This is a genomic window from Leptospira koniambonensis, from assembly GCF_004769555.1.
Lineage (GTDB): Bacteria > Spirochaetota > Leptospiria > Leptospirales > Leptospiraceae > Leptospira_B > Leptospira_B koniambonensis.
The window spans coordinates 674,690-694,401 of sequence record NZ_RQFY01000001.1 but is presented as its reverse complement, the minus strand read 5'-3'; the positions used below and the strand labels follow the sequence as shown (position 1 = coordinate 694,401).

General features: G+C 40.3%; 15 protein-coding genes. 7 read left to right on the top strand and 8 right to left on the bottom strand.

The window, feature by feature from the left end; translation table 11 throughout:
• Positions 1 to 17: 17 nt before the first annotated feature.
• Together EHQ52_RS20365 and bfr are read right to left on the bottom strand one after the other, a co-directional pair.
• Complete coding sequence (locus tag EHQ52_RS20365) at positions 18 to 1,184, bottom strand: THUMP domain-containing class I SAM-dependent RNA methyltransferase (RefSeq protein ID WP_135613971.1); 1,167 nt, start codon at positions 1,182 to 1,184, stop codon at positions 18 to 20.
• A gap of 1,146 nt (positions 1,185 to 2,330) precedes the next feature.
• Entirely contained in the window at positions 2,331 to 2,798 is a 468-nt protein-coding gene (gene bfr / locus EHQ52_RS03080; protein ID WP_135613808.1) for a bacterioferritin, read from the bottom strand.
• Between the two features lie 131 nt (positions 2,799 to 2,929).
• Between bfr and EHQ52_RS03075 the strand changes: the two genes are divergently transcribed.
• The 4 genes from EHQ52_RS03075 to EHQ52_RS03060 all read left to right on the top strand — a co-directional run bounded on the left by EHQ52_RS03075 (position 2,930) and on the right by EHQ52_RS03060 (position 7,121).
• The gene (locus tag EHQ52_RS03075) at positions 2,930 to 4,054 is read left to right on the top strand and encodes a thiolase family protein (RefSeq protein WP_135613807.1); all 1,125 of its coding nucleotides are present in this window, start codon (positions 2,930 to 2,932) and stop codon (positions 4,052 to 4,054) included.
• A complete protein-coding gene (locus EHQ52_RS03070; protein ID WP_135613806.1) occupies positions 4,054 to 5,076 on the top strand; it encodes a glycosyltransferase family 9 protein in 1,023 nt (340 codons plus the stop codon). The genes EHQ52_RS03075 and EHQ52_RS03070 overlap by 1 nt, the downstream gene beginning before the upstream one ends.
• Positions 5,077 to 5,078: 2 nt before the next feature.
• A complete protein-coding gene (locus EHQ52_RS03065; RefSeq protein WP_135613805.1) occupies positions 5,079 to 6,368 on the top strand; it encodes an aminopeptidase P N-terminal domain-containing protein in 1,290 nt (429 codons plus the stop codon).
• A 324-nt stretch (positions 6,369 to 6,692) separates the two neighbouring features.
• Complete coding sequence (locus EHQ52_RS03060; protein ID WP_135613804.1) at positions 6,693 to 7,121, top strand: hypothetical protein; 429 nt, start codon at positions 6,693 to 6,695, stop codon at positions 7,119 to 7,121.
• A gap of 406 nt (positions 7,122 to 7,527) precedes the next feature.
• Here the strand turns inward: EHQ52_RS03060 and EHQ52_RS03055 are convergent, their stop codons facing one another.
• Together EHQ52_RS03055 and EHQ52_RS03050 are read right to left on the bottom strand one after the other, a co-directional pair.
• Complete coding sequence (locus EHQ52_RS03055) at positions 7,528 to 8,706, bottom strand: M20 metallopeptidase family protein (RefSeq protein WP_135613803.1); 1,179 nt, start codon at positions 8,704 to 8,706, stop codon at positions 7,528 to 7,530.
• 233 nt (positions 8,707 to 8,939) lie between these two features.
• The gene (locus tag EHQ52_RS03050; protein ID WP_135613802.1) at positions 8,940 to 10,514 is read right to left on the bottom strand and encodes an FAD-dependent thymidylate synthase; all 1,575 of its coding nucleotides are present in this window, start codon (positions 10,512 to 10,514) and stop codon (positions 8,940 to 8,942) included.
• Positions 10,515 to 10,665: 151 nt separating this feature from the next.
• Between EHQ52_RS03050 and EHQ52_RS03045 the strand changes: the two genes are divergently transcribed.
• Positions 10,666 to 11,655: an aldo/keto reductase gene (locus EHQ52_RS03045; RefSeq protein ID WP_135613801.1), complete on the top strand. Its 990-nt coding sequence runs from the start codon at positions 10,666 to 10,668 to the stop codon at positions 11,653 to 11,655.
• A 3-nt stretch (positions 11,656 to 11,658) separates the two neighbouring features.
• Positions 11,659 to 12,258, top strand: a complete 600-nt coding sequence (locus EHQ52_RS03040) for a TetR/AcrR family transcriptional regulator (RefSeq protein ID WP_135613800.1) — start codon at positions 11,659 to 11,661, stop codon at positions 12,256 to 12,258.
• A 9-nt stretch (positions 12,259 to 12,267) separates the two neighbouring features.
• Here the strand turns inward: EHQ52_RS03040 and EHQ52_RS03035 are convergent, their stop codons facing one another.
• The 4 genes from EHQ52_RS03035 to EHQ52_RS03020 form a co-directional block, all read right to left on the bottom strand.
• On the bottom strand, positions 12,268 to 15,555 hold the full coding sequence (locus EHQ52_RS03035; RefSeq protein WP_135613799.1) for an efflux RND transporter permease subunit: 3,288 nt from the start codon (positions 15,553 to 15,555) through the stop codon (positions 12,268 to 12,270).
• A gap of 126 nt (positions 15,556 to 15,681) precedes the next feature.
• A complete protein-coding gene (locus tag EHQ52_RS03030) occupies positions 15,682 to 16,410 on the bottom strand; it encodes a class I SAM-dependent methyltransferase (RefSeq protein WP_135613798.1) in 729 nt (242 codons plus the stop codon).
• Positions 16,410 to 17,714 carry an adenylate/guanylate cyclase domain-containing protein gene (locus EHQ52_RS03025; protein ID WP_135613797.1) on the bottom strand — a complete coding sequence of 435 codons (1,305 nt, stop codon included), beginning with the start codon at positions 17,712 to 17,714 and terminating at the stop codon, positions 16,410 to 16,412. Before EHQ52_RS03025 ends, EHQ52_RS03030 begins: the two co-directional genes overlap by 1 nt.
• A 38-nt stretch (positions 17,715 to 17,752) precedes the next feature.
• Positions 17,753 to 19,126, bottom strand: coding sequence for an MptA/MptB family glycosyltransferase (locus EHQ52_RS03020; RefSeq protein ID WP_135613796.1), 1,374 nt, complete (start codon positions 19,124 to 19,126; stop codon positions 17,753 to 17,755).
• Positions 19,127 to 19,206: 80 nt separating this feature from the next.
• On the opposite strand from EHQ52_RS03020, the gene EHQ52_RS03015 reads away from it, so the two are divergent.
• Entirely contained in the window at positions 19,207 to 19,692 is a 486-nt protein-coding gene (locus EHQ52_RS03015) for a DUF4395 domain-containing protein (RefSeq protein ID WP_135613795.1), read from the top strand.
• Positions 19,693 to 19,712 lie beyond the last annotated feature (20 nt).

Below are 19,712 nucleotides of genomic sequence, written 5' to 3'. Positions count from 1 at the left end.
TCTCCCGGGAGTCTGGTTTAGTCGATCCGGTAGGCAACTAATTTTCCTTTTAACTTAGCTATGGTGACTGATTGTTCTTTATCAGACTTCAGCTTTAAGAAGCCTAAAAGGGAAGGATCTCCCGCAACTAAAGCCACATAGGATCCAGAGAAGTTCTTTTTTAAAGAATCTCCCCAGCTGGAATATAGTTCCGAAACGGATTCCTTATCTCCCAATCGGACTCCATAAGGAGGATTGGTTACAATTTTCCCTTCTTTAAAGCCAAGGTCGGAGTCCAATTCTTCTGCGGAAGCAACCTTCCAGCGGATCAGATCTACTACTCCAGCTTCTTTTGCATTTTTCTTTGCTAGTTCTATTGCTTCTTCCGAAATATCAGAACCAAAGAGTAGGGTCTCTTTAGAGGCCCATTCTTCTTTTGCTTTGCAAGGTCCAAAAAGTCTAGTGAAGATAGAAGATCTGGATAAACTTTTATAATTCACCCAGCCGCCGTTTCTCATTCTGAGTGCTGCTTCTATCAATAGAGTTCCGGAACCACAGAATGGATCGTATAATGTTTCTCCAGGTTTCCAGCCTGAAAAACGGAGCAATGCTTGGGCCAAGGTTTCTCTGAGCGGAGCTTCTCCACCTTCTCTTCCATGACCCCTTCTTTGTAAAGGTTGAGCATGTAATGCTACAAATAATTTTACCTGGTTCATTCTAGAACGAAGATAGAATAAAACTTCCGGTTCTTCACGATCTGCTTCTGGAAGTTCCAGACCTTGCGCTCTGAATCTGTCGAATATCGCGTCTTTTAAACGATAAGTCGCATAACGTGAATCTTGCAGATTATCCTTTGTTGCGGCATCTATTCTAAACTTAGTGCCTGGAGAAAGTAGTTTCTCAAATGGGAACATTGCCGCGACTTCGTATAGATCATCCGGGCCTTGTATGTCCTGCCAAGACGATAATTCAAAGCTTATCCCGGAAGAAATTCCTGAACTCAAACAGAAGTCCCTGACCTTTTTAGCAGGTCCAGTAAAGAAAACTCCTCCTCTATTATCGGAGAGAATTTCTAAACCTGCTTCTTTCACTTCTTCTTTTAATAAGAATGCAAGTCCATCTCCGCATGACGCGTGATAGGTGAGTGCTTCTGGTCTATCGAATTCAGAAAGAGAAAGTTTTGCGGATTGCCATCCAGCGCGAATACCTTCTCTGAAATTATCTTCTTCATAAGGGCGAGATGGTCGTTCGGAGCGAAACCCACCTTCTTTTCCGCGAGGAGAAAAAGGACGTCTTTCGCCTCTGTCAGAGTCGCGAGAGAAAGGTTTTCTTTCACCACGATCTGAATTGCGTGAGAATGGTTTACGTTCGCCGCGGTCAGAATTTTCTCCGTAGGAACTTCTACCTTCTCCTCTTCTTGTATTTCCAGAAAATGGTTTTCTTTCTCCACGATCTGAGTCACGAGAGTATGGTTTTCTATCGCCACGATCTGAATCACGAGAATATGGTTTTCTTTCGCCTCTGTCAGAGTCGCGAGAGAAAGGTTTTCTTTCACCACGATCTGAATTGCGTGAGAATGGTTTACGTTCGCCGCGGTCAGAATTTTCTCCGTAGGAACTTCTACCTTCTCCTCTTCTTGTATTTCCAGAAAATGGTTTTCTTTCTCCACGGTCTGAGTCACGGGAGAATGGCTTTCTATCGCCACGGTCTGAGTCACGGGAGAATGGCTTTCTATCGCCACGATCTGAATCACGAGAGTATGGTTTTCTATCGCCACGATCTGAATCACGAGAGTATGGTTTTCTATCGCCACGATCTGAATCACGAGAATATGGTTTTCTATCTCCGCGGTCTGAGTCGCGAGAATATGGCTTTCTATCCCCACCACGTTCAGCGTCGCGAGAGAAAGGTTTTCTTTCACCACGATCTGAATTGCGTGAGAAAGGTTTACGATCTTCTCTGCCCGAATCTTTTTCGCGGTAAGGTTTCTTGTCATCGTCTGAAAATTTACGATTACCGGAGCGTGCAGGGGATTTTCGATCATCGTTAGAGCGAAAAGGTTTTGAGCCGCCTCTTTCTTTTGGTTTGTCGGAAGAATATCCTGATTTAGAATTTCCGTCTTTGGAACGATAAGGTCTTTCGGATCCTTCTTCTTTTCTTGCTTTGAAAGGTCTTTCTGAATCGCCTCTTTCTTTTGAGCGATATGGTTTACGATCTGAATCTCGGTTTGAGTCCGAACTTTTGGAGCGAGTCGGTTTTGAAAAAGAAGAACCTGATTTATTAGCAGGCCCCTTCTTGCCATAACCGGAAGAAGGGGATTTTTTAGGGGATGGTTTTTTGGAATTCAATGCTTAGGCAATTTGTTGGGCCAAATAATTTTGGACCCCAATGGTTTTGATGATCTCTAGCTGGGCCTCGAGCCAGTCGATATGCTCCTCCTCGGAGACGAGGATCTTCTCGAGCAATTCACGTGTGCCGTTGTCTTTATTCTTGGTGGTGATTTCGATCCCACGATTCAAACGTTCTACGGCATTATACTCTACGTCTAAATCATTCTTTAGGATACTTTCGATATCCTTGCCTACATTGATCTTCATGTATCTTTGCAGATCAGGAATTCCGTCCAGGAAGAGAATACGTTCGATCACTTGGTCTGCGTGATTCATCTCTTCGATGGATTCCTTCTTCATGTAAGAAGCAAGCTTGTCATAACCCCAGTTCTTGTTCAACTTAGCGTGGATAAAATACTGGTTGATCGCTGTGAGTTCGGCGGAGAGCACTTCCGCTAAGATATCGAGGACTTCTTGGTTTCCTTTCACGTCGTTTCTCCTACCTGAGATCACTATAAACGAGAGTGCCTATTTTGAAAAGCGAGATTCTAAAAAAGGCAGCGTCGACTCTTAAGTTTTTGACTTTGCTCGAAATCATTCGCCGGGAAATTTGTAGGAATATGACCTCGGCCTATGTGCTAGACTCTCATTTAAGTAAATTTGGCAAGACTGAGTCCGACTATCAATCGCTATCCTATGATACTGCGAATCATTTACTTAAGAAGAACCCGGGTTTTATTCCTGAATTTCTAATATTCGCATGTATGGCCCCGGAACGTTATACTGGGGAAATTTTTTTACCAGCAAAGATCAAAGAAGATCTTGGACTTTCTTCCTTATTCGCGATCCGTTCAGAGACTGCTTCTTCCAGTGGGGCTTCTGCTTTGCATCTAGCCCGTTATCTTCTTCTATCAGGAAAATTTAAAAGAGGGATGGTGATCGGAACTGAGGTCATGAGTAGACTTCCGAGAGAAGAGAATAATCTTCTTTTAGGTTCGGTACTTTCTTCCCAGCAAAAAAATCTTGCGATGTCTATGGCCCAAGGCGGGGCATTGACCGCCACCAAGTATTTAAGGGATTTCGGATATACTAGAAAGGAACTTTTTAGATTATCTAAAAAACTTCATGATAACGGTCTTGAAAATAAGATTGCACATATTCAAAAAAACTTAAGCGAAGAGGAATATTTCTCCTCTCCGATGTTTTCGAGTCCATTATGTTTATATGATATTTCTCCTTTATCTGACGGTTCCTGCGCGTTATTATTAGAAACGGACCCGGCAAGACTGAAGAAGGACCGCAAAAAGATTGAGATCACTGGCACAGGACATGGTTTAGGCCAAGTCAATGGTGTTCCTGGCGGACTTAGCTTTACTGCATCCAAATCTGCATTTAAGCAGGCTTATGAAGAAGCAGACAAAAAACCCTCTGATATCCAAGTTGCTGAACTGCATGATGCATTTACTATTTTTGAGATCATTGCTGCAGAGGATGCCGGTTTATTTCCGCAAGGAAAGGCACTTGCAAATGTTGCAGAAGGGATCACCGATAAAAGAGGAAGGCTTCCTATCAATCCATCTGGGGGTTTGAAAACAAGAGGTCATCCAGTGGGAGTTTCGGGGCTTGCACAAATTGCTGAACTTTGCGAATTTATGAATATGAATGATTCGGACACTGCACTTGGTTTATCCATAGGAGGATTGGGTGTGAATAATTTTGCAACCATCCTAGAGGCAAAAAAATAATGTCTGAAAATATTTTAGTCATCCAAACTGCATTCTTAGGAGACCTGATCTTAACTACTCCACTTTTTAGGGAGATTAAGAGGAGGTTTCCTGGTTCTAAAATGACAGTGGTTGTGAACAAGGGGACTGAATCTGTTTTAGAAGCGAATCCTTGGATAGATATTATTATTCCTTTGGATAAAAAACAGATCAAATCTTCCTTTTTTGGTTTTTGGGATTTTTGCAAAGAATTAAGAAAACATAATTTTACACTTTGTATTTCTCCACATTTTTCATTTCGTTCTTCTATTATTTCTTTTTTAAGCGGGGCTAAAAGAAGGATCGGATATAAATCAGCAGGGTTTTCTTTTTTATTAAATGAAAGAAAATCTAGATTATTAAGAGGACCACACGAGGTGGACAAACTTCTTTCTTTGATCTATTCAGAAGAAGAAAGAAAAAATATTTCAAGACAACCTGAACTATATTGGGAGCCGGGATCTGTTACTGGGATCCAATCCGAAATGAAAAAGAATGGTTTGGAAAAAGGAAATTATATATTAGTTTCTCCTTCTTCTGTTTGGGAAACAAAACGTTTGCCAGCGGATAAATTCAAAACTGTTAGTAAACTTCTGCATGAAAGAACTGGTCTGAAAATTGTTCTGACCGGAGGCAAGGGCGATTCTAAACTTTGCGAAGAAGTAGGGGAAGGTTTCGGGATCAATCTTGCTGGCAAAACTTCTCTTCCTGAGATGAGTTATTTGATGAGTGGTGCAGCACTTCTTGTAACCAATGATTCTTCTCCCATTCATTTTGCTTCTGCATTCAATATTCCTACTTTGGCTGCTTTTGGAGCCACAATCCCTGCATTCGGTTATACTCCTTTAGCGAGTCGAGTTTTTATATCAGAAGTGAACGGCCTAGACTGTCGTCCTTGTGGTATTCATGGGGGAAGGGTCTGCCCTAAAAAACATTTTCGTTGTATGTTAGAACAGGATACGGACAGAATGGTGGAAGAAGGAATTCGTCTAATAAAAGGATAATTATGGACCAAAACATTTTTAGAAAACGGATCCGAGAAGTTCAGAATCTTTTAAAAGAGTCGGAAGTCCTGCTACTATTTGCAGCTTCTCAAAAGATCCGTAATAGAGATGTAGAGTATAAGTTCAGACAGGACTCCGATTATTATTATCTGACTGGTGTTGAAGAAGAAGACGGTGTTTTGGTTTTACGTAGAGACTTCTCCTCACATTTTGCTCTTCCTAAAGATAAAGAAAAAGAAATTTGGACTGGCATTCGTCTAGGAAAAGAAGAGATCAAAAAAAGATTGGAGCTGGATCAAAGTTTTGATCTTGGAGAATGGGATTCTAAAATTTCAGACGTTCTTACTAATCAATTCACATTATATCATTTTTTTGGAAAGGACTCCAAACGAGATTCAGAATTACTCGAACTCATCAGTTCTTTGAATAGAAGATTGAGAGAAGGTAAATTTGGTCCTCAAAGATGGGAGATCCCAAACTTTCTTCATGAAATGAGAATGTTAAAATCCCCGGAAGAGATCGAAAAATTAAAGGAATCTTCCCGGATCACAGCTCTCGGTCACGAAAGATTATTCAGAGAGACCAAAGTTGGAATGTACGAATTCGAATTAGAGTCCATTCTGGAATCTGAATATTTGAAACATGGTGCTTGGGGCGGAGGTTATGGTCATATAGTCGCCGCAGGAAAAAATGCAACTATTCTACATTATACAACTAATCGTGCAAGGATAGGTGATAACGAACTTATATTAGTGGATAGCGGAGCAGAGAAGGATTATTATACCGCAGATGTTACTCGTGTTTTCCCTTCCGGAAAAAAATTCACTTCAGAACAAAGAACAATTTACCAACTCGTATTGGATGTGCAAAAGCAAGCGATCTTGGATACGAAACAAGGCGTAGAATTCAATGCAGTTCATGAGCAGACTGTTAAAAATTTAACTTCTGGATTGATTGACCTTGGGTTATTAAAAGGGAATCTTTCTGAGGTCATTGAAAAGGGTGAATACCGCAGATTTTATATGCATAGGACTGGCCACTATCTAGGAATGGATGTGCATGATGTAGGGCGCTATTTTGAGAATGGAAAAAGTAAACCGATGCATAACGGACTCGTTGTAACTGTAGAACCTGGATTATATTTTGATCCTACGGACGAAACGATCCCCGCAGGCTTCAGGGGAATTGGAGTTCGAATTGAGGATGATGTTCTTGTGAATGGAGATAGTCCTGTAGTTCTAACTTCTATGATTGCGAAGGAAGTGGATGAGATTGAGGCAATGAGGGCATAAGCTACCCGATCCTCTTCTTATAGAAACAGGAGTCTGAATGGAATTAAGGTTCCTCTTGCATACCTTTGTTTCTCGTTTTTTAATTCAATTTTTATAATATTCTATGGAATGCTGATTCCGACCATTCTTTTTAGAGTAATAGGCCAGTCAGTTTTGTGTTTGGCTGATGTCTCAGTTTCTTACTTACGTCTCCAAACTTTTCGTCTTAGCGACCAATTTGGATCTAAGACGAACTAAATTCAAAAATTTCAATATTCATTCTGTTTTTCATTTGAATATATTTGTTCTATATTATGGATTCGATCCTAACATTTAGGAGAGAATATGGAAGAAGTATTTAGAAAGCAAATTTTAGAGAATAACGGGAAGATCCAAATAGATTGGAGGATTCCTTTTGAGATGGAATCGATTTGGAGAGATGCGGTCTTTTGTTTAGGAGAGCCAAAGGATATCCTACAGTTTTTAATTTCTTCTTTTCGAGAGAGAAAGCAAAAAGGAAAAATTCCAAGATTTGATTTCGAAAAAGTCAAAAGTAGCGATTCTCGAAAGAGGATTAGAGTTTATGGGGCCGATTATTGGGAAGCAATGGGTTACGCTAATGAAAGAAATGTTTCTACTAGTAGTTTTTTAAGTTCACTTTTGAAAATGGAATGGAATTTAAGTTCCGGATTTCAATCTTTCGGAAAGAATAATCCGGCCATAAAAAAGGAAATTGAGAAAAACGAAGATAAGTTTCTACGTTGGGGAGCTTGAACCGGCAGGAGCACAATGTTGGAATTCCAACATAAAGTGTGGGTGAAAAATGTGGTTGAAGTTTAGTGGTTTTTAGTGTATGGAGGAATGGCTTCTCCCACAAGCCCACCTCCTCCACCCGAACTCGGGTGGGGGCCGGTTTTTCAAATTTGCTTTCGGTCAAACCTATTGTGATCGATGGAGAGGCCGACTCGTTTGACTTTCGTCACCGACTCAAGCAAGTTGGTCGTCTTCTCGCTCCCTATTTCTGATGATTTAAATGCAGTTTGTTTGATTTGAAATTTGACTTCGTTTTACTCAGTCACCCTTCGGGTTTTTCGCTTCCTATGGGGCGCTCAAAAGGTCGCTGCGAAGGGGCGGGGGCGGTTTCCACTCCCATGTAGGAATTCCTACATGGGATAGATCTTCAGTTATTCTCCAAGTAAAGTCTGATCGCTTCCTTCATCACGGATAATCCGATTGGAAGTGAAGTTTCATCTATATCAAACTTAGAACTATGATGCGGGTGAATAAGTCCCTTCTCTTCATTCATGGAGCCTACAAAAAAGTAACATCCTGGGACTTTCATTAAAAATGCAGAGAAGTCTTCTCCGCCCATGGTCTTAGCATGTTCTTCTGTGACTGAGTTTGGACCCAAAATATTTTCCGAAGCCTTTCGGACGATATTTGCCATTTCAGGATGATTGATTGTTGGAGCATTCGTTCTTTCGTAATGAATGGTCGCCTTTGCACCAAAAGCAGAGGCAGTATTCTCTACGACTCTTTTGAATAACTCAGGTGCCTTATCGAACATTTCTTTTGTGAATGTGCGGATCGTTCCTTTTAATTCAGCAGTTTCAGAAATTACATTGAATGCATGTCCTGCATGAAAAGCTCCTACTGTGACCACGCAAGAATCGAGTGGGTCAGTATTTCGGGACACAATACTTTGTAACGCGGTAACTATATGAGAAGCTACTAATATAGGATCCACTGTATGTTGAGGCATTGCTCCGTGGCCGCTGATTCCTTGGACAGTGATCTGGAATTCATCGACTGCAGCCATCATCGGGCCGTCTACGACTCCCACTTTTCCTACTGGGATATGATTCCAAACATGAAGTGCTAACGCAGCAGATACATCGTATTTTTCTAATATTCCTTCTTCTATCATGCGGTCTGCGCCTTGTCCGCCTTCTTCGGCTGGTTGGAATACCAACAACACTTTTCCTTTTGGAACGATAGCACTTGGATTTTCTTTTAGCTCCGAAGCGAGTCCCATTAAAACGGAAGTGTGAGCATCATGACCGCATGCATGCATAACTCCATTATGAATAGAAGTGTAATCCGTCTTATTCTCCTCAAAGATAGGAAGTGCATCCATATCCGCTCTTACCAGAAGTGTTTTTCCTGGTTTTCCTGAATCTATCAAACAAGCGATCCCTGTTTTTGCGATCCCTGATTGGAAAGTATAACCTAAGGATTCTAGATGTTTAGAAACGAAATCCGCTGTCCCGACTTCTTCATATCTGAGTTCGGGATGTTTGTGAATGAATCTGCGGTATCGGACCAGTTCTTCGGTCCTTGTAGGGGAAACTGTTTTCATGATATATCTAAGGATGATTTACTCCGAAATCGGTTTTTAGTCCCTTCTTTTTTTATTTTTTTGAAAAGAGAGAAGCTGCAAACACTGGGACTAAACTTACGGACCTAATAGAACATACTTCTGAAATAGGATTTTCTTCCCATGTATCTTCCTTTGGGGAAGATACAAATGGAGAAGTCTATGTGATAGACTATAACGGAAAAATTTTCAGAAATCAGATAAAGAAACGAAAACTACAGAGTTCTATCGTACTCGTCTAATTCTCTTTTCCACACTTGCGTTCCGCAATAATGATCCCCTTCTGGGCAATATGGTTTGATATCGCCTTGCAAACGAATCCAGCAAGGTGCCTTGATCCATTTTGCGATCTCAGGCTGGACTTTTGTCAAATCTACGAGTTCATTGATAGAAGCTTGAAAAATCTCTTCCTGAGCATTATAGCAGGTTCTCGCTCTCCATTTATGATGAAGATTTAATAGATCACCACTTTCATAAAAACGGACAGGGAACGCATTCGGAAGAAGATAAGACGCATGTTCAGCTGATCCACCCGCTTCAATAAAACGGTTCAGGCTTTTGAAGATGCCATCCATTCTTCTTCTATAAGTTTCTTCTAATTGAGGATATTTTAATACTACTTTAGGAACGATATAATCCGGCATTCCTGTATATTGGCTCATGAGCACTGGACGAGAACCAGGAACCATTCTATGTCTTTGATCTTGACTATCCGCAGAATGAGAGATCCTTTTTTTGAAAGAATAATGCACATTGAACATCGCTCTGGAAAGAGGGCTCATTGTAGTTTCATTCAGTGTAGAAGTCAGATGTTTATTTTTGGAAGGATCCATCACGAGTCGGATTGCCTCTTCGTCGTTTAAGGAATTTTTAGACAAACCTAAAACAGCACGAACAGAAGAAGCCAAAACTTCTGGTCCATTAGAAGAATAGGAAACTAGTCTTGCATAACGGTTATCCATATCCTCATCGAATTCTCTTACGAAATTTTTAGCTGCTTCCGGTCTATATTCAGAAGCACCATCTTGGTAGAAGTCTTTGAAAAATTTATACTCTGCAGTTTCTTCCAGAGGGATCGGATCATCCATTTCTTCCACATAAAGAGGATCGATCTCTTTTACTTTTTCGATCATCTCTTCTACAACTAAACGTTGTTCTTCAGGAGCATCAAAAGAATTCATCAAACGATGGTATCTATGAAGAGTAAGTCCATTTACTGAATGATATAAATAAGTATAGGTTCCTAAAGGAAGAAGGTAACGCGCTACTTCCAGACATTTCTTCTTAATTGGTTGCTGCCATTTTTCAGGATAATTTGCGCGAGCCTTGTAAACTAAGAAATATTCGTCCTGGATGAATGGATGTAGTAACTCCACAAATTCAAAATATGCGTTAGACGCAGATTCCACCGCTTCCAGATAGAGCTCTTTTTGCTTTCCTGATAGAGTAGGTGGGATATAATAATTTTCCTTTTTAACTTCTACATATCTTTGGCTCACCTGTTCTGAGTTATAGTACGGATGAGAATGCAGAAAAGACCAAACGAACTGGCGAGACACCTTGTCTAGTGTAAATATAAAATGAGGATGTTGTCTTGTGGTGAGGTGACCCGCTTTCTTAGTGGATTTTGCCACCTTGTCCCTGATCTCCAGGGATTTTTCTGTGCGGATCATGTCTTCAGGAAGAAGGATCCCCTTGGAAGAATAGCAGGTTCTGGCAGAAGCTATGGCTAGGTTGAAAGGTTCTGTGGTCGCGTCTAAAAGTTGGACGATTGGTTTCTGGTGTTCCATGGGATCTGCTACTCCGGAACGCTAGAATGGTATTATGTCGGAAAGCGAAAAGCAAGAAATGTTGGAACTCCCACAAAAACCTTTTGGAAAAATGCTTGAATTTAGTTACAAATTATAAAAAATGTAAATTGTAACTAAATGGAGGTTTCAAATGAAACTGAGAAAATTAGGCAAAAACGGCCCAGAGATTTCGCAAGTCGGCTTGGGTTGTATGGGGATGTCGGACTTTTACGGCACAAAAGAGACTAGAAATAGGGCAGAATCCATAGCGACCATCCATGAGGCCTTGGATTCAGGGATCAATTTTCTGAATACCGGTGACTTCTATGGGATTGGTCATAACGAACTTCTGATCTCTGAGGCGCTTAAGGGTAGAAAAGACAAACCAGTGATCAGTGTGAAGTTCGGTGGACTTCGCAATCCAAATGGTGCATTCATCGGATATGATTTTAGACCGAACTCTGTGAAAAACTTTGCGGCACATTCTCTTACTAGACTTGGAGTAGATGTGATCGATATTTACCAAGCTTCCAGGGTCGATCCAGAAGTTCCAATCGAGGATACTGTTGGTGCAATTGCAGATCTGATCAAGGAAGGATATGTGCGTTATCTCGGACTTTCGGAAGCTTCTCCCGAAAATTTAAGAAGGGCTCATAAGGTTCATCCGGTCACAGCTTTGGAAATTGAATATTCTTTAGCAACTCGTGTGATAGAGAGGGAACTCCTAGAAACCGCGAGAGAACTTGGAATCGCAATCGTTCCGTACGGAATTGTGGGAAGAGGACTTCTTACAGGAAAGATAGAAAGCTCTTTGGGAGTTTCTGATTTTAGATCCATTTCTCCTCGTTTCCAGGGAAAAAACCTTGAAGCGAATTTGGAGCGTGTGAGTCTGCTTCAAGAGCTTGCAAAGAAGAAGGGTTGTACTACTGCTCAACTTGCTATCGCTTGGGTGCTTCATAAGGGAGAAGATATTTTTCCTTTAATCGGTTCCACAAGAAGAGAAAGTCTTAGGGAAAATTTAGAAGCTCTTTCGGTTCAATTGACTCCGGAAGAAGTGAAAACCCTGGATGATACTTTTCCGGAAGGCGCCTTCCAAGGAGATAGATATCCTTCTCATTCGATGCAGCTCGTCGTTAAATGAGAGATGCCTAAAACAGGTTTAAAGCCAGAAGAATTACAAGAAAAAGTGCTCGATGCCGCAGAGATTGAGATCAGAAGAAACGGTGTCGAGCGTTTGAAACTTACAGACGTGGCTAGGAATCTAAACCTAAGCCACGCCGCATTATATAAACATTTCGCAGACAAAGAAGCATTACTCGATTCTATTTCCAAAAGATGGCTGGATCGAATTGATCTAGCTCTCGCTGAAGTTTCTGCAAAAACAAATCCATTAGAAGAAAGAATTTTAGAGTGGCTCATGACTCTCCATATGATGAAAAGAGAGAAGGTCCAATCAGATCCTAGGATTTATACTGCATTCAATAATTCCGCAGAGAAAACAAGACCATTTGTTAAAAAACATATCCAGACAATGTACGAACAATTAGAAGCTATGGTCCAAGAGGGGATCCAAAAAGGATTATTTTTTTGTAATACGTCTAAAGAGGGTGCTCGGATCATTTTTGAAGGAACTGCTGCCTTCCATCATCCTCGCCTAGTATTTGATAATATAGAAGAAGATCGGATCGAATTTCTACGATCCGTCGTGAATGCGATCCTATCCGGATTGAAGAGTAAAAAGTAAGCCGCCCCCTTACTTTTTCTTTTTCAATCCGTTCTTGGAGCGTTTAGATTTAGAACGTACTATTTCTTCCGGTCCTTCTTGGATCTCTTCTGAGTCCCAGGAAACTTCTTCTAGAGTTTCCGGAAGTCTTTCTTGTGCTCTGGATGCTTGGAATTCGGACTCTAATTTTCTTTTACGAGCTTCTTTTCTTCTTTCTTGGTCTTGGTAAATATTCAGTAGGAATTCCATCACGATAGGAAGAAGTACACGAGATAGAATAGTCGCAACGATTACTCCAAAGATCACCACAGTTGCTAATGGTCTTTGTACTTCAGCTCCAGCCATCGTTGAGATTGCCATCGGGATAAATCCAACTGCTGCAATGATCTCAGTTGTCATTACAGGACGAAGTGAATGAAGTCCGGCGGACAAGACTGCTTTCGAGATTGTAATCCCTTTTTCTAATTCTTCTTTAAGGGTGGAAGCGTATACAACCCCGTTCAATACTGCGATACCACTTACCGCGATAAATCCAACGCCAGCAGGAATACTAAAAGGAAGTCCTCTAAGAACAAGTCCTATGATCCCTCCAGCAACTGCGAGTGGTACTACAATGAATACTCCCGCCGCATAATATATGTTTCCGAATGCAGCGATTAACATCACGAAGATGATCCCGAGTGCAATTGGCACCACGAGCATCAATCTATTTTTTGCTCGTTGGAAGTTCTCGAATTGGCCGCCCCAGTCCGTTCGATAACCTTCTGGTAGATTCTTTTCGATGTCTGCAGTGGCCTTCTGAGCATCGTTCACGAAACCTACTAAGTCTCTTCCTCGAACGTTTGCTTCTACCATGATCCTACGTTTTAAGGATTCTCTGTAAATTGCGGCAGGACCTTCTACAAATTCTATCGTTGCTACTTGCCCAAGAGGAACTGTAACTCCTGTAGAAGTCATGACTGGAATATTTTCTAATTTGTCCAGATCTGAAACATCCAACTGAAGACGAACTACTAAGTCGAATCGTTTGAATCCTTCGAATACCTTTCCTGCTTTTCGTCCGATACGTAATGATTCAACGGTGGTCAAAATTTCTTCTGCGGCGACACCGTAACGCGCCATCTTTTGTCTATCTGCTTTGATCTGAATTAAGGGAAGTCCGAGAACTCTTTGCACTCTTAAGTCAGCGGCGCCGGGAACCTTTTTGATCTTATCTGCGAATTTTGCCGCAGTATCTTTTAAGGTCTGGAGATCATCTCCATAAATTTTAATTACAACGTCTGCTTTGGATCCGGAGAGAAGTGCATTCACCCTGTTTTCAATCGGCTGAGAAAGCGAGATCGTACTGGAAGGAACTGATTTTAAGATCGCGTCCTTCATTTTATCCATAAGTTCGTCTCTAGAAGATGCGCTCGTCCATTCTTTCGGTGGGATCAATTTTACGGTGGATTCACCTTCTTCCGTTCCGATAGGTTCCGCTGCAGATTCACCTCTACCCATCTTGCTGACTATGCTTGTTACTTCAGGGAATTGTGCGATCACTTTCTCCATTTCCATATTTGTATCTCTGGAATAATTGATAGAAGTAGATGGAAGTCTTTTGATATCTATTGCAAATTCTCCCTCGTCGATACGTGGAAGGAACTCTGACCCTAAAGTAGATCCCAATATTAAGGAAACTGCAAATACTCCTAAGCCGGCTCTTAAGAATAATTTTTTGTTGGCCATACCAAAGTCGAGAAGTTGCAGATACAATTCTTCTGCTCTTTCCCAAAACTTGCTATGGTGGAAGATTGGTTTTTGAAATAGAATGCTTGCTGCTGCAGGAAAGGTGGTCAAAGAGAATAAAAGCGCCATACCCAAGGAGATTACAACTGTCATCGCCATTGGTTTGAACATTCTACCTTCTACACCCTCTAATGTCATGAGGGGTAAGTATACCAATAAGATAATTCCAACGGAGAAAGCAGCAGCCCTTCCTACTCTCACGCATGAATCTGTGATGATCTGTTCTGCTGCTAACTTTCTATCTTCTTGAGAATTCTGTTGTTCATAGAATGCTTGTTTTAAGATAAAACCGTGAAGAACCGATTCCAACATCACGATGGTTCCATCCACTAAGAGCCCGAAGTCTAGAGCTCCTAAAGACATCAAGTTACCAACGATACCAAACATTCTCATGAATATTGTAGCGGCAAGCATTGGGATCGGGATAGATAAACTTACTAGTAGCGCACCTTTTACTGTTCCGAGTGCAAAAATTAAAACGATGATTACAAGTACTGCTGCTTCTGCAAGATTTGTGAAAATTGTGCCTAATGTTCTTCCGATAAATTCGGAACGATCGTAGAATGTTACGATCTTCATTCCTTCCGGAAGTCTGGATCTTAATACTTCTATCTTTTCCTTTACCCGTTTTACTACTTCCAAGGAGTTTTGGCCCATGAGCATCATTGCTGTGGCTCCAACAACTTCTCCCTTAGCATCCTTGGTCATAAGTCCGAAACGAAGTGCTGGGCCTGTTTCCACAGTAGCGATCTGTCCAAGCAGTAGAGGAACTCCGTCTCTTTCTGTTTGGACTGCAACGTTACGGATCTCATCCACCGTTTTGAACTGGCTTTCTCCGCGGATTACGATCTGTTCCGCACCTTTGGAAATATAACCTCCTCCGGTGTTTTGGTTGGCTGTTTCCAATTTTTCGCAAAGTTGTGATAATGTAATATTATGGACTGCTAATCTTTGGGGATCTATCTTTATCTGGTATTGTCTTGCTTCCCCGCCAACTATATTTACGTCGATAATGCCTTCCGTAGATTTGATCTCTCTTGCAAGTTCCCATTCCATATAAGTTCTGAGTTCTTCTGGAGTATGGCGATCGCTTGTTAGGACGAATTCGTAAATATCTCCAAGACCTGTTGCAATAGGAGAAAGTTCAGGACTTCCATAACCTTTAGGGATCACTGCCTCAGCCGCTCTCAACCTTTCGTTGATTAGCTGCCTTGCGAAATAAATATCTGTTCCATCCTTAAAGACAACTGTAACACTACTCACTCCTGTTCTGGAGATAGAACGTATCTCTGTCACGTTCGGAATTCCGGTAAGTTCCATCTCGATCGGATATGTTATAAACTGTTCAACCTCTACAGGAGAAAGGCCCGGAGATTGAGTAACCACGGAAACCTGAACATTTGTGATATCTGGGATCGCATCGATTGAAAGTTGATACGCGTTATAAAAACCTATTATGGTTATTCCTGCAGTGAGTATCAGGACAAAAATCCTGTTCTTAATGGAGAGACGTATCAGTTTATCTATCATGGAAGGGTCCCGGGCAAGGATACGTACAAATTCCCAGTCAGTCCGGACTTGTCGAATGGTTTTTGGGAAAAAGGATCTCTTAAATATAACTCTAAAAAGGAACGGATCTGAATGTGAAGGGTCTAATCAAAGCTTTTCGAAAAGTAAAAACTTCATCCCGTTTTTCTCATCCTTTCTTTTCAGTTCGAAATTTTTCTGAGATATAGTTTTGATCAGATCATCAATTGGAAGTATAAGTTTGTTATACGAACTGGAAGAAACAGCCCAACCTTTACCAGTTTTCTCATGAAATATATCTGTAATATCAACTTTATCCTGAGCGAATTGTAATTGGCAGGTGAAAATTTGAGATTCTTCTGAACGGACTACAAAAATACTTTTGTCTCCAGGCTTTCCATAACTTAGATCTCTATAACCTAAAATTAATTTACTTCCAGTAGAAAGAAAACTAGACCAAAGACTTACTGTAGTATCCCAATCTTTTTCTGATTCCAGATGAGTGATCGTATCTCCCATACATAAAAGGACTTCCGGAGAAACTCCTTGGTATAAGTCTCTGGATCTGATATCAGCGACTTTTGTCCTAATCTTTGTGTCCGGTTTTCTAAGTTTGATCTCAGATAATAATTTATCGCTAAAGTCTATCGCTAAAACTTGAAATCCTAATTCTTCTAAAGGAATGGATTGTATTCCGCTTCCTGCTCCTAAATCCCAGGCGACTCCATTTCTTTTGGGAGAAATCTCAAAAGATCTGAATACATCCAATTGTTCCTTTTCCTTGGAAGAAAGATCTCCCAACATCCAGGAATATTTTTCGGCTAAAAAGTTTTTGTAATGTGATTCTGAAGTTTGCATTAGGTTAATTTATAGATAAGAACTTCTTTTTCTCTTCCTTTTACTTTTACTGGGGGAAGTGACTCTGCTTCTAAGAAATGTTTTACATGTTCGTAAACTGTATCTGTAGCTAAAATTTCACTTCCGAAGTCTTTATTCAATTGTTCCACTCTGGAGGCAAGATTGACTGTATCACCGATGATCGTGTATTCTTTTCTTTGAGAAGAACCTACACTTCCTGTCATTGCTTCTCCAAAATGTAAACCTATACCAATTTTAGTTTCAGGGATCTTACCGGAGACATTCATCTCCATTACTTTTTTCTGAATTTCCAGCGCGGCAGAAACTGCATTCTTTGCATCTTTTCCATTATCTGAAAGTGGGGCGCCAAATACTGCCATAAACCCATCTCCCAAAAACTTATTTATGATACCATTATGTTTATTTACGATCTCTATCATATCTTCGAATAGGGTATTCAAGTAAGAGATTACTTCAGAAGGGCTTTTATCTTCTGAAAATTTTGTAAAATTGCGGATATCCAAAAACATTACACATACATCTTTGTTTTCGGATGCGGTGTCTGCTTTTTGGCTCATCAGTTTATCCACTACAGAAGGAGAAACATATTGTCCGAACATTCCTAAAATTTCATTTCGTTCTTCTAAACGTTCTATTGAGTTTTTAAGGATTTTCTTAAGTCGGAGTCCCACGAGTCCTGCCACGATCCCTGAAGCTAAAAATAATCCAGAACGCATGTATGTAGGAACTTTAGAATAGAAGAAGCTATAAGCAGATTCTCCATCTAAAGGAGAGTCTGGAACAAAAAATAAACCAGTGATCAAATATTGGGCCGCTGCTATCGCTCCAGTAAAGAAAGAAAGCCCAAACTCCATCCTCAATACTGAAAGTATTATAAAAATGAAATATAAATTCGAGATAGGAGAATTAGAAGGAACAACCGGATGGGAATGTTTTTGGATCAAAATAAATAATATGATCCCCGGTAGAGAGGTTTCTATCAGCGCGTTCCCGAATCTGGGTAGAAGAGGAAGTTTGAATTCTCTTTTTTTAAGATAGTTCAGTAATTTTAGAAATCCGAATTCGTAAACCGTCCCAAATGTAAGTGCGCCAATTAATACTTCGAAAGGAAAATCTATCCCAGTACTTTGATTGAATTCTTCTTTTAAGAATAAGAAAAGGACAGTCCAGGAAATTCCAGCAAATGCGAATGCTGCCAAAAGGATCTTACTTCGGATCTGCTCACTTGCAAGGATCTCTTTTTCCAAGGTATTTGATAATGTTTCGAAATGTCTGGATAACATGAATGATTCCTAAGAAGGGGAGAATTTTCGAAGTATGTTCATCTCCTTCTTTCTTTAAGCAAGAGAAAATTTTCAAAGAGAAAAGCCCCGAGCACAATCGAATATTCCAGGACCAGGACCCAATCCCTGTCATAAAATGGAGCAGAAGAATAAGTAGAATAAGATAAAATCCAAATACCCGATGCGGCCAAGGGCCAAATCGTTTTTGTAAAAACGGAAGCTGCTAAAATTGGAAGAAAATACCAAGGATGAACAGTGCTAGAGAACAAATAATAAATTCCACATAAATGGATCCATACAGTCAGAAGAAAAACTGTCTTATTTTCTGTTTCGATTTTCGAAATTCTAAAAGAATAAAAACAAATAGTGAATATACTTAAGATAGCTAATAGAATCCCTGTGGAATAGGGATACCAAGTAAGCTTGATTAGGTTTTTCAGAAGATAATAAAATCCTCCGTGGAATTCGAATAATGTAAAATATACCCCTATTCCTTTTCTCCAATGTTCTTCTAAAATTTTTTCTCCTGCTTCTGAAAATAAAAACCAAATAAGTGCAGACCCGAAAATCAGAAAGCTAGTGCCGAAGAAGAGTAGAATATTACGAGTAGTGGACCTTCTACACCAATAAAAAAATAAAAAGGGGAGTGCTAATAAAGGAAGTATTTTTGTTAGAATGGAAGCGAGGTAAAGTATAGATCCTCTCAGGACTTTTCCTTTTTCCCAAGAGAGTATTCCTAAAAATAGAAAGAAGAATAGAATTGGCTCCGGATGACCGTTCCCAATTCCTTCCCAAAGGACGAGAGGATGGAGCCAGTATTTCAGAAAATTCCCGGAACCTTCTTCTTTTTTTCTTTTTGAAAATATATAAAGAATTCCTAATTCAAATAAAATTAAAATTCCTTTCCAGATGGAGATCGCCCAGAAGACAGAAATTCCTTTTTTTAAGAAGAATACAGGAATTATAAATAAAAATTGTAATATAGGGGGATATACTGAATAATAATTGGGAGAATTCATCTTGGAGATCAGTTCCTTCTCCAAGTTTTGATTAAATCCTAAACTTATATGTGTTGGAAGTTCAGAATAAGGTGATAAACCTTCTGAGACCAAAAGCCCGTCCCATAAAAAACGAAATGTATCTTCCGACAAAAATACTGGAGTGAATAAGAACCAGATCCTAAGTAAGATCCCCGCCCAGATGCCGAACTTCTCTCTTCCTACTGAAAAGAATTTTAGAAATATGAGATAGACACTTAGGCTAAGAAAGAATGCTCCGCAGAGTAACCAAATATCACTTCTTCCGAAGAATAATGGGAAGAAGGCGAGGGGAAGGGCCCAGAGGAGTAAAACTGTCGAAGTTACTACAAAACCCCGGTAATTATTTGTGTATCGTATGAATATATTAACCATTTTGTCCAATATAACGAAAATATTCTTGTATTTCCGAGAGGATTAGTCTAACTAGGCGAAAAGGCATTAGGCAAGAAAGAATGATTCGAATCGGTAATTTTCCAGACACTGTCAATGAATATGCAGCAAGGACCGTTGCGGGCCTGGTTGTCATCTTAAGTTTGGCCGCAATAATTACGCAATCGCTTTGGTTGGTGGGAGCACTTTTCTACGGATTTTCAGCCAGAGTATTGTACGGACCGAAGTTTTCACCATTTGCAAAACTCGCGATACATGGGATTGTACCGTTACTCGGTCTTGGCTCCAAAACAGTGGCAGGCCCTCCTAAAAGATTTGCACAATTTGTAGGAGTCATCTTCAGCGGGACAGCATTTGCTCTTCTGTTTTTCGGACAGATATTCGCCTTCCAACTTGTGCTTGGAGTTCTTGTACTTTTTGCAAGTTTAGAATCTATTTTGGGATTCTGTGCCGGTTGTTTTGTTTTTGGATTTCTGATACAATGGGGATGGATCCCGGAAGAAGTTTGCGAGAAGTGCAATAATATCCAGTTCGCTATTAAAAAATAAATCAAACGACGGAGGCCTTT

Excerpts from the sequence above, each read along its gene's own strand:
- EHQ52_RS03025 (WP_135613797.1), bottom strand. The coding sequence starts at position 17,714 with ATGTTATCCAGACATTTCGAAACATTATCAAATACCTTGGAAAAAGAG.
- EHQ52_RS03060 (WP_135613804.1), top strand. The coding sequence starts at position 6,693 with ATGGAAGAAGTATTTAGAAAGCAAATTTTAGAGAATAACGGGAAGATC.
- EHQ52_RS03065 (WP_135613805.1), top strand. The coding sequence starts at position 5,079 with ATGGACCAAAACATTTTTAGAAAACGGATCCGAGAAGTTCAGAATCTT.
- EHQ52_RS03045 (WP_135613801.1), top strand. The coding sequence starts at position 10,666 with ATGAAACTGAGAAAATTAGGCAAAAACGGCCCAGAGATTTCGCAAGTC.
- EHQ52_RS03020 (WP_135613796.1), bottom strand. The coding sequence starts at position 19,126 with ATGGTTAATATATTCATACGATACACAAATAATTACCGGGGTTTTGTA.
- EHQ52_RS03070 (WP_135613806.1), top strand. The coding sequence starts at position 4,054 with ATGTCTGAAAATATTTTAGTCATCCAAACTGCATTCTTAGGAGACCTG.
- EHQ52_RS03015 (WP_135613795.1), top strand. The coding sequence starts at position 19,207 with ATGATTCGAATCGGTAATTTTCCAGACACTGTCAATGAATATGCAGCA.
- EHQ52_RS03030 (WP_135613798.1), bottom strand. The coding sequence starts at position 16,410 with ATGCAAACTTCAGAATCACATTACAAAAACTTTTTAGCCGAAAAATAT.
- EHQ52_RS03040 (WP_135613800.1), top strand. The coding sequence starts at position 11,659 with ATGCCTAAAACAGGTTTAAAGCCAGAAGAATTACAAGAAAAAGTGCTC.
- EHQ52_RS03075 (WP_135613807.1), top strand. The coding sequence starts at position 2,930 with ATGACCTCGGCCTATGTGCTAGACTCTCATTTAAGTAAATTTGGCAAG.
- EHQ52_RS03050 (WP_135613802.1), bottom strand. The coding sequence starts at position 10,514 with ATGGAACACCAGAAACCAATCGTCCAACTTTTAGACGCGACCACAGAA.
- EHQ52_RS03055 (WP_135613803.1), bottom strand. The coding sequence starts at position 8,706 with ATGAAAACAGTTTCCCCTACAAGGACCGAAGAACTGGTCCGATACCGC.
- EHQ52_RS03035 (WP_135613799.1), bottom strand. The coding sequence starts at position 15,555 with ATGATAGATAAACTGATACGTCTCTCCATTAAGAACAGGATTTTTGTC.